Origin of the sequence: Chitinophaga sp., assembly GCF_035564935.1 — a bacterium.
Lineage (GTDB): Bacteria > Bacteroidota > Bacteroidia > Chitinophagales > Chitinophagaceae > Chitinophaga.
This window is the reverse complement of the sequence record NZ_DATMTE010000852.1, coordinates 1-1,939: the sequence shown is the minus strand read 5'-3', so window position 1 is coordinate 1,939 and position 1,939 is coordinate 1. Positions and strand designations below refer to the sequence as shown.

Genomic DNA, 1,939 nt, shown 5'->3' with positions numbered 1-1,939 from the left:
TTAAAAGAAGCGATGGCGTCGGGATGGCCCAGTACTTCTTTCGCAAAATCATCCAGTTGGAATTGCTCTTTTTCTTTAAAATAAGCGGCTGATTTATTTAACAGATCTACCTGATCCACTCTGTCCATCTCATACTCGGTTGGCAATTTGTTGTGTATAAACTGTTTACACATGTCCACCGCTGTTTCTGTCTGATGGTAACTGTCTTCACGGCGCTGCACCTGTAAAAATGCGTCCCTCCAATACACCGCTTCGGCCTGTTTGCTGTTACTATCTACAATACTTACTTTAAAACCCTCGGATTCTTCCGTATTAAAAACAAGACAACCTTTATCCAGCTTGCTAATATTTATGCCGTCTTCGTAGTTTACCTGGTAATTCTCATCAGCCAGGAATACTTTCAAATAAGTATCGCGGTTCTCCGACTTGAAAATACCTACGGCTTCCACCTCCTCTCCATCTACCTGGCACTTGCTAAAGTAGGCTATATAAAGCTCTCCCCCCTTGATTTTAGGATGGGTGGAATGTTTATATAGATGTTTGGCAATATTGACCGACTGCTCCTGAAATTCATTTTGGTCAGTAAATATACGTCGACAATATTGAAATATTTCATTCAATTGAAGATCTGCGTCATGACGGAACCTGAAATACTCTGCAGCATTGGCAAACGGCTGAATAAAATATGTTACCAATAACTGGCTGATCGTTTCATCCTCCAGCTGCAAAGGCGCCCTGGAACAGAGCAGGGCCTCGTCGTTAGTGGGATTCCCTACCTTGTGTATCGTCAATTGCGCCAAATCTTTAAACTCCGAAACATGGATCATGGGCGCAAAATTAATAAATTAGTTGACAGGCAACAGAGCCGTTTTTCCCGCTAATTATTTCTTGATAATTTCATTACATACCCTATCTCCTATCCATATACGCTGAAAATTCTGGAATAGTTCCTTAATTTAAAGTTTCAAAACAAAACGAACATGAGAAAATATATTTGCCTGCTGGCAATGGCCACCGGATGCAGCCTTCCACTGATGGCCCAGCAAAAAAATGCCGACAGACCCGTATATGAAACCCGCGACCTGACAGCAGAAAATATGTTTTCCGTAAACATTGAAGGACCCAACTTTGACAAAGCCGGCAATTTTTACGTTGTAAATCTCAAACAGGATGGCACCATTGGTAAAATAAACACCAAAACCGGCGCAGGCGAAATCTTCGTTACCCTTCCGGACAGCAGCGTGGCCAATGGTATCCACTTCAACAGCAAAGGAACCATGTTCCTGCCGGATTTCATCCGGCATAATGTGCTGTCCATAGATATGAAAACCAGGAAGGTGAGTGTATTTGTTCATTCCGACCAGTTCAACCAGCCTAATGATCTCTGCATCAATAGTAAGGACCAGATCTTTGTGAGCGATCCCAAGTGGGCCGCCAACACCGGCCAGATCTGGCGTATAGACCCTGATAATCGTACCCCTGTACTGCTCGAAGGCAATATGGGCACCACTAACGGTATAGAACTAAGTCCTGATGAAAAAACACTGTACGTAAATGAAAGCGTGCAACGGAACATCTGGAAATATAAGGTGGACAAAGCCGGTAACATCTCCCGGAAAACCTTATTCGCTACCTTCCCCGATTTCGGGTTCGATGGGATGAAATGCGATAAAGTAGGAAATCTCTATGTTGCCAGATGGGGAAAAGGCGTAATCGCTGTGCTGTCGCCCAAAGGAAAACTGATCCGGGAAATACCCCTGAAAGGAAAGCAATGCAGCAACCTGGTATTTGGAGACAAAGATGGCAAAACCGTATACGTTACCCTGCAGGACCGGAAATGCGTGGAAACTTTCCGGGTAACGATACCGGGCAAACGCTTTTAAAGGCCTTCGGCCTTGTAAATTGTCTTGGAGCAGGATTAAACTGATTACGCTGATTA

General features: G+C 43.9%; 2 protein-coding genes. One reads left to right on the top strand and one right to left on the bottom strand.

Features of this window, described 5'->3' with window-relative positions; genetic code table 11:
- Positions 1-827: nucleoid-associated protein (locus tag VN105_RS22290; RefSeq protein ID WP_325644361.1), on the bottom strand; the 827-nt coding region annotated here is incomplete at its 3' end.
- Positions 828-980: 153 nt separating this feature from the next.
- Here VN105_RS22290 and VN105_RS22285 point away from each other — a divergent pair.
- Positions 981-1,883: an SMP-30/gluconolactonase/LRE family protein gene (locus tag VN105_RS22285; RefSeq protein WP_325644359.1), complete on the top strand. Its 903-nt coding sequence runs from the start codon at positions 981-983 to the stop codon at positions 1,881-1,883.
- Positions 1,884-1,939: the final 56 nt, after the last annotated feature.